The 6,818-nt window shown below is 67.0% G+C and carries 8 protein-coding genes; 4 read left to right on the top strand and 4 right to left on the bottom strand.

Translation table 11 applies throughout. From position 1 onward, the window contains the following. Positions 1-548: 548 nt before the first annotated feature. Positions 549-1,190, bottom strand: coding sequence for a DNA-3-methyladenine glycosylase (locus SPR02S_RS29925; RefSeq protein WP_019060711.1), 642 nt, complete (start codon positions 1,188-1,190; stop codon positions 549-551). Positions 1,191-1,327: 137 nt separating this feature from the next. Between SPR02S_RS29925 and SPR02S_RS29920 the strand changes: the two genes are divergently transcribed. From SPR02S_RS29920 to SPR02S_RS29910, 3 genes are all read left to right on the top strand, one after another. After that, the gene (locus SPR02S_RS29920; protein WP_019060710.1) at positions 1,328-2,110 is read left to right on the top strand and encodes a sporulation protein; all 783 of its coding nucleotides are present in this window, start codon (positions 1,328-1,330) and stop codon (positions 2,108-2,110) included. 40 nt (positions 2,111-2,150) lie between these two features. After that, the gene (locus SPR02S_RS29915; RefSeq protein WP_019060709.1) at positions 2,151-2,690 is read left to right on the top strand and encodes a YbhB/YbcL family Raf kinase inhibitor-like protein; all 540 of its coding nucleotides are present in this window, start codon (positions 2,151-2,153) and stop codon (positions 2,688-2,690) included. 145 nt (positions 2,691-2,835) lie between these two features. Further along, entirely contained in the window at positions 2,836-3,342 is a 507-nt protein-coding gene (locus SPR02S_RS29910) for an HNH endonuclease (RefSeq protein ID WP_019060708.1), read from the top strand. 65 nt (positions 3,343-3,407) lie between these two features. On the opposite strand, the gene SPR02S_RS29905 is transcribed toward SPR02S_RS29910, so the two are convergent. The 3 genes from SPR02S_RS29905 to SPR02S_RS29895 form a co-directional block, all read right to left on the bottom strand. After that, positions 3,408-4,367 carry an SPFH domain-containing protein gene (locus SPR02S_RS29905; RefSeq protein ID WP_019060707.1) on the bottom strand — a complete coding sequence of 320 codons (960 nt, stop codon included), beginning with the start codon at positions 4,365-4,367 and terminating at the stop codon, positions 3,408-3,410. A gap of 174 nt (positions 4,368-4,541) precedes the next feature. Then, the gene (locus SPR02S_RS29900) at positions 4,542-4,976 is read right to left on the bottom strand and encodes an NfeD family protein (RefSeq protein WP_019060706.1); all 435 of its coding nucleotides are present in this window, start codon (positions 4,974-4,976) and stop codon (positions 4,542-4,544) included. A 76-nt stretch (positions 4,977-5,052) separates the two neighbouring features. Further along, on the bottom strand, positions 5,053-5,844 hold the full coding sequence (locus SPR02S_RS29895; RefSeq protein ID WP_026150978.1) for an ABC transporter ATP-binding protein: 792 nt from the start codon (positions 5,842-5,844) through the stop codon (positions 5,053-5,055). A gap of 132 nt (positions 5,845-5,976) precedes the next feature. Here SPR02S_RS29895 and SPR02S_RS29890 point away from each other — a divergent pair, with 132 nt between their 5' ends. Continuing rightward, the gene (locus tag SPR02S_RS29890) at positions 5,977-6,765 is read left to right on the top strand and encodes an Rv1486c family protein (protein WP_063746274.1); all 789 of its coding nucleotides are present in this window, start codon (positions 5,977-5,979) and stop codon (positions 6,763-6,765) included. Positions 6,766-6,818 lie beyond the last annotated feature (53 nt).

The raw sequence follows: 6,818 nt of genomic DNA, 5'->3' as shown, positions 1-6,818 counted from the left end.
CCCGACTGCGTCTAATTAAAGACTGCGGGACCGCATACACGAGAGCGGAACAGTCAGGCGGAATAAGCCCGACCGTTCACAGCGTCCTCGCTGTATGTTTTCTTCAAAGGAACCTCGCCCCAACCATCAGATGATGAGTTGGAGACGGGGTATCAACATATCTGGCGTTGATTTTTGGCACGCTGTTGAGTTCTCAAGGAACGGACGCTTCCTTTGTACTCACCCTCTCGGGCTTTCCTCCGGGCTTTTCCCTTCGGTCTTGCGTTTCCGACTCTATCAGACCGTTTCCGGTCCCGATTCCCTGTCGGTTGGGATTGTCAAGGGCTTTGGGCTTTCGCCTGTCGGCCTTTCGACATTCACTACGTTAGCCGATTCCCTCGCCAGCTCATAATCGAGTTCCGCAAGTTCGAATTCAGGCATGCGGGCATGCTGAATGCGCCCCTGCTGAGAGGGAGTCGTAGGTAGTGGGTTGGCCGCTTCCGGCTGCTGGCGAATGCCGTACCCGGGTCAAGCGGCTCGGGCTACATTACGCACCCCGCCAAGACGCGTCAACTTGGCCGACGTCGCGGCGTATGAGCCCGATACGGGCTAACCGTGGGGTCGTTGGTGATCCAAAACCGCCATGGGTGGACGGCGCCCTCGCCGGACACTCCGGTGCGGGGACCGTTGCTTACCTGATGGGAGGGGACGGGTGTACCGGCCAGCATTCTCAAGGGTGTCTCGCCCGTGGTGCACGCGTCCGTGCCGTCCAGGGAGCGGTCTACGTCCAGGGCGGTGGCCAGGCGGGCGGGGCCTTTGGCCAGTTCTTTGTCATTTCGGGCCGAGAGTCGACGTTTGCGCGCGAGTTCGGCGCCCTCGACGATCTCGCCGGCGCGGAGCAGGACCCCTCTTGCCGTGCCCTCCGGACCGCACACCAGGTTCATGCAGTGCCACATGCCGTAGGTGAAGTAGACGTACACGTACCCAGGCGGACCGAACATCACGCCGTTGCGGGCGGTCGGACCCCGATATGCGTGGGACGCGGGGTCGTTGCCGCCGTCGTAGGCCTCGACCTCTGTGATGCGCAGGACGATCGGGCCGTCGGGGGTCGTACGGACGACGATGCGGCCCAGGAGGTCGGGAGCGACCTCCAGTACAGGGCGGTCGAAGAACTCTCTGGGGAGTGGCATACGGTCCGGGGGCGCGATCATGGCGTCCGAGCGTAGTCCAGGCGCGTTTGTGCCAAGGGGTGGTCAAGGTTCCGTCCGCTTGCCAGGGTGTGGCGCGGAACCGGGCGCGGTCGGATCGCGTTTGTAGGGATCAAGGGTCCATACGTAAAGGGAGAGTCATGGCGTTCAAGAAGCTGCTCGCGAGCCTGGGGGCCGGCGGGGCTTCGGTGGAGACGGTGCTGACCGAGGTCAACGTCGTTCCGGGCGGGGTCGTCCAGGGCGAGGTGCGGATCCAGGGCGGGTCCGTCGCCCAGGAGATCCAGGGGCTCTCGGTCGGACTGCAGGCCAAGGTCGAGGTCGAGAGCGGTGACCAGGAGTACAAGCAGGACATCGAGTTCACGAAGGTGCGGCTGGGCGGTGCCTTCGAGTTGCAGGCGGGTGCCGCGCACAACGTGCCGTTCGGGCTGGAGATCCCCTGGGAGACGCCGGTCACGATGATCGACGGCCAGCCGCTGCGCGGGATGCACATCGGGGTGAGCACCGAGCTGGCGATCGCGCGGGCCGTCGACTCCAGTGACCTCGACCCGGTCAGCGTGCACCCGCTGCCGGCGCAGAAGGCGATCCTGGACGCCTTCATCCGGCTGGGCTTCCGCTTCAAGAACGCGGACATGGAGCGCGGTCACATCCGGGGGACGCGACAGAAGCTGCCGTTCTACCAGGAGATCGAGTTCCAGCCGCCGTCGCAGTACCGCGGGCTGAACCAGGTCGAGCTGAGCTTCGTGGCCGATGAGAACGCGATGGACGTCATCCTGGAGATGGACAAGAAGCCGGGCCTGTTCAGCGAGGGCAGTGACACCTTCCGGTCCTTCCAGGTCGGTCTGCACGACTTCCAGGGGACGGACTGGGCGGCGTACCTCAATCAGTGGCTGTCGGAGGTCGGCAGCAAGCGCAACTGGTTCTAGGCTCGGTGTCCACTGAACAAATCGATCAGGAGGTACCGAGGTGACCGAGCTCAAGCGGCGGCCGCTCCCCCATGACTTCCACCCGCCTGTGCCGTCGTTCACGGTGACGAGCGAGGACGTCGAGCCGGGTGTCACGCTCAAGGACGCTCAGGTCTACGCGGCCGGCAACACCTCGCCGCAGCTGCGGTGGGAGGGCTTCCCGCCCGAGACCAAGAGTTTCGCCGTGACCTGCTACGACCCGGACGCCCCTACGGGGAGCGGGTTCTGGCACTGGACCGTGTTCGACATCCCGGTCTCGGTGACCGAGCTGCCGGAGGGTGCGGGCAGCGGCAAGTTCGAGGGGCTGCCGGAGAGCGCCGTACAGGTGCGCAACGACTACGGGTCGAAGGACTTCGGCGGTGCCGCGCCGCCGCCCGGGGACGGGTCGCACCGTTATGTGTTCACGGTGTACGCCGTGGATGCGGAGAAACTTGGTCCGGACTCGGACGTTTCTCCGGCGGTCGTCGGTTTCAACCTGCGGTTCCACACGCTGGCGCGTGCCCAGCTGATCGGTGAGTACGAAGCGCCCGCCGAAGACTGACGTTCATAGAACGTTTGCCCGCCTCTGGTCTTGGAATTGATCAGGGGCGGGCATTTTTTATTGCGTTGTCCATCTCGGCGTGCCCGGCCAGAGTTGATCCAAGCCCGCCGTGCGGTGGGCCGGTTGCACATGGGAGGTGGGCTGGATGCGGGACACGCTGGTGCTGAACGCGAGCTTCGAGCCGCTGTCGACGGTGTCGTTGAATCGAGCCGTCGTTCTGGTGCTGCAGGACAAGGCTGTCGTCGAGCAGGCCCACCCCGAACTGCGGATGCGCGGAGCCGAGGTCGATATACCGGTCCCCCGGGTGATCCGGCTGTGCAGGTATGTCAGGGTGCCGTTCCGAAGACAAGCTCCGTGGTCGAGGCGCGGTGTGCTGGTCCGGGACCGGCACCGGTGCGCGTACTGCGGCAGGCGGGCGACGACGGTCGACCACGTGGTGCCGAGGGCGCAGGGCGGTCAGGACTCCTGGCTGAATACGGTGGCTTCGTGCGCGGAGGACAACCACCGCAAGGCGGCGCGGACTCCGGAGCAGGCGGGGATGCCGTTGCTGCGGCTGCCGTTCGAGCCGACGCCCGCTGACGCGATGCTGTTGGCGCTGGGGACCGAGGACTTCGATGCCTTGCCGGAGTGGCTGGTTCAGCCGGCTGCGTAGGGCATGTGAACTGAACTGGGGCCCACCTCCTAGGAGGTGGGCCCCAGTGTCGTAGAACAGGCTTGTCAGTCGATGGACGGCTTCTCTCGGCGTTCCGAATTGCCGTCCGAGTTGCCGGAGTTGCCTCCGCCGCCGCCCGAACCGCCGCCGAACGGGCCCATGTTGCCCATCGCGCCGGAGAGGCCCTTGAGGGCGTCGCCGATCTCGCTGGGGACGATCCAGAGCTTGTTGGCGTCGCCTTCGGCGATCTTCGGGAGCATCTGGAGGTACTGGTAGGAGAGGAGCTTCTGGTCGGCGTCGCCCGCGTGGATCGCCTCGAAGACCGTACGGACGGCCTGCGCTTCACCCTCGGCGCGCAGGGCCGCGGCCTTGGCCTCACCTTCGGCGCGCAGGATCTGGGACTGCTTCTCACCTTCGGCGGTGAGGATGGCGGCCTGGCGCGTGCCCTCCGCGGTGAGGATCGCTGCGCGCTTGTCTCGGTCGGCGCGCATCTGCTTCTCCATCGAGTCCTGGATGGAGGTGGGGGGCTCAATTGCCTTGAGTTCGACGCGGTTTACCCGGATACCCCACTTGCCCGTCGCCTCGTCGAGGACTCCGCGCAGGGCCGCGTTGATCTCCTCGCGGGAGGTCAGGGTCCGCTCCAGGTCCATGCCGCCGATGATGTTGCGGAGCGTGGTGACCGTGAGCTGCTCAATTGCCTGGATGTAGCTGGCCACTTCGTAGGTCGCGGCCCGCGCGTCCGTCACCTGGTAGTAGATGACCGTGTCGATGTTGACGACCAGGTTGTCCTGGGTGATCACCGGCTGCGGCGGGAACGGTACGACCTGTTCGCGCAGGTCGATGCGGTTGCGGATCGTGTCGATGAACGGGACGACGATGTTGAGTCCCGCGTTGAGTGTCCGTGTGTAGCGACCGAATCGCTCCACGATCGCGGCACTTGCCTGCGGGATGACCTGGATCGTCTTGATCAAAGCGATGAAGACCAACACCACCAGGATGATCAAGACGATGATGACCGGTTCCATCGTGCTCCCCGTACCCTTCTCCGCCTCGGCGCTTTCGGAAGATCTTATGGTTGTTGAAGATCTTGCTGGTCGAGTCTGTCAGACCGTCACGCAACTCGTGTGCTGTTCGGTTCAGTTGAGACCTGGCAGGTCATCAGTCGTGTCCTGCGAGATCGTCGGTTGAGTCCTGCGAGGTCAGATGACGATCGCGGTGGCTCCCTCGATCTCCACGACGTCCACCTCCTGGCCCGGTTCGTAGGCGCGGTCGGTGTCGAGCGAGCGGGCCGACCAGATCTCTCCGGCCAGCTTGATCCGGCCGCCGCCGGAACTGTCGACGCGCTCCAGGACGACGGCCCGTTTGCCCCTCAAGGCATCGATGCCCGTGGCGAGTTGGGGCAGCGTCGCGCGGTGCCGGGTCGCGATGGGTCGTACGACCGCGATGAGGGCGACCGAGACGACGACGAAGACGAGGACCTGGACGACGACGCCCCCGCCGATCCCGGCGGTCACCGCGGCGGCGACGGCGCCCACGCCGAACATGCCGAATTCCGGCATCGCGGTCACCACGAGGGGGATCCCGAGTGCTGCCGCGCCGATGAGCCACCACACCCATGCGTCGATGTCGTTCACATGGTCAATGGTAGGGCTGCGGGTCCCGTCACGGACAGGGCGCATATGTCCCTACACCCGCTTCTTACAAGGCAGTTCAGGCCATGGGGAGACCGTGTGCGGTCCAGCGGTCGCCGACCTGCTCGACGAGGAGCGGAAGGCCGAAGCACAACGACAGGTTGCGGGCGGTGAGTTCGAGCTCCAGCGGGCCCGCGGCGAGGACCTTGCCCTGACGGATCATCAGGACGTGGGTGAAGCCGGGGGCGATCTCCTCGACGTGGTGCGTGACCATGATCATGGAGGGGGCGATCGGGTCGCGGGCGAGGCGGCCGAGGCGGCGTACGAGGTCCTCGCGGCCACCGAGGTCGAGGCCGGCGGCGGGCTCGTCGAGGAGGAGCAGCTCGGGGTCGGTCATCAGGGCGCGGGCGATGAGGGTGCGCTTGCGCTCGCCCTCGGAGAGCGTGCCGAACTTGCGGTCCAGGTAGTCGCTCATGCCGAGGCGGTCGAGGAAGGCGCGGGCGCGCTGCTCGTCGATGTCCTCGTAGTCCTCGTTCCACCCGGCGGTCATGCCGTAGGCGGCGGTCAGGACGGTCTGCAGGACGGTCTGGCGCTTGGGGAGCTTCTCGGCCATGGCGATGCCGGCGACGCCGATGCGGGGGCGCAGTTCGAAGACGTCGACCTTGCCGAGGGTCTCGCCGAGGATGGTGGCGGTGCCGCTGCTGGGGAAGAGGTAGCTGGACGCGACGTTCAGGAGCGTGGTCTTGCCGGCGCCGTTCGGGCCGAGGATGACCCAGCGCTCGCCCTCCTTGACCGACCAGGAGACCTGGTCCACCAGAGCCCGGCCCTCCCGAACCACGGTTACGTCCTCCAGCTCCAGAACATCGCTCATGAGCGCGCTGTCTCCCATTGCATCGTCGGCCTGTCTCGGCTGTCGCGTGCGCCGGTAGGCGCAGCCCTCGAAGAAATCTACGCCACCGGCCGGGCGGTCCATTCCATCGGTCCTGTCCTTAGGGTGGACGCCATGCTTTCGGAACCACGCTCAGGGCGCCTCGCCGCCTGGGGAAATGCCCTGTTGGCCGGACTTGTCTCGCCGGACGACGCTGTGCTCGCCATCGTGGGCGAGGACGCCGTGCACCGGGTGGAGGGGCTGCCGGGCGAGTCGGCACCCGTCGGACTCACCCTCGCACTGGGACGGCTGCGCACCCTCGGGGCGACCGGCCTGCGGGTGGCCCTGCCCACCTCGGGACACCCCCTGGGGCTCAGCGGCCCACCCGACTTCAACGCCCGCGCCCTGGAGGCCGAGGAGGCGGTGATCTGCTACGGCGTCGCGCTCGGCCTCGTTCCCGAGGTGTACGAGGCCGGTCCCGCCGGTGACGTCCATGTCGAGGTCGTGTGGCACTGCCTGCCGGTGCGGGAGGCGCCGCCCGCCGATGTGCCCTCGCTCGGGGAGGCCGAGCGGGAGCTGGCGGAGGCGCTGCGGGATGCGACGGCGGTGTTGTCGCGGCTCGATGTCGCCGGGTCCGGGCCGGTGGCCGAGGCCGCGGTCGACGCGTATCGGGCGCGGGCGGAGCGGGGGCGGGAGGTGTTGGCGCCGGGATATCCGCCGCGGGCGGTGCGGGTGCTGGAGCTTGCGCAGCGGGTGGGGTTGTTGGTGTCCGTGGCGTACGAGAACGGGCCCGGGGGTGCGGTGAGCGCGTCCGAGATGGGGGCGCGGGCTGAGGCGTTGCGGCCGGTGGAGCGGACGGCTCGGCGGGCGCAGGTGGCTGCGTACAACTCCGTTGTGGAGGAGCGGGAGAAGGGGGTGCGCTGAGTGTTCCGTTGCGTGGGTGCCCGGTGTTGGGGTGGGTGCCGCTGGGGGCTCCG

Origin of the sequence: Streptomyces prunicolor NBRC 13075, assembly GCF_000367365.1 — a bacterium.
Classification (GTDB): Bacteria; Actinomycetota; Actinomycetes; order Streptomycetales; family Streptomycetaceae; genus Streptomyces; species Streptomyces prunicolor.
Note: the sequence above shows the minus strand (reverse complement) of the source record. Positions and strands in the feature narration are given on the sequence as shown.

Excerpts from the sequence above, each read along its gene's own strand:
- SPR02S_RS29925 (WP_019060711.1), bottom strand. The coding sequence starts at position 1,190 with ATGATCGCGCCCCCGGACCGTATGCCACTCCCCAGAGAGTTCTTCGAC.
- SPR02S_RS29905 (WP_019060707.1), bottom strand. The coding sequence starts at position 4,367 with ATGGAACCGGTCATCATCGTCTTGATCATCCTGGTGGTGTTGGTCTTC.
- SPR02S_RS29920 (WP_019060710.1), top strand. The coding sequence starts at position 1,328 with ATGGCGTTCAAGAAGCTGCTCGCGAGCCTGGGGGCCGGCGGGGCTTCG.
- SPR02S_RS29910 (WP_019060708.1), top strand. The coding sequence starts at position 2,836 with ATGCGGGACACGCTGGTGCTGAACGCGAGCTTCGAGCCGCTGTCGACG.
- SPR02S_RS29890 (WP_063746274.1), top strand. The coding sequence starts at position 5,977 with ATGCTTTCGGAACCACGCTCAGGGCGCCTCGCCGCCTGGGGAAATGCC.
- SPR02S_RS29895 (WP_026150978.1), bottom strand. The coding sequence starts at position 5,844 with ATGAGCGATGTTCTGGAGCTGGAGGACGTAACCGTGGTTCGGGAGGGC.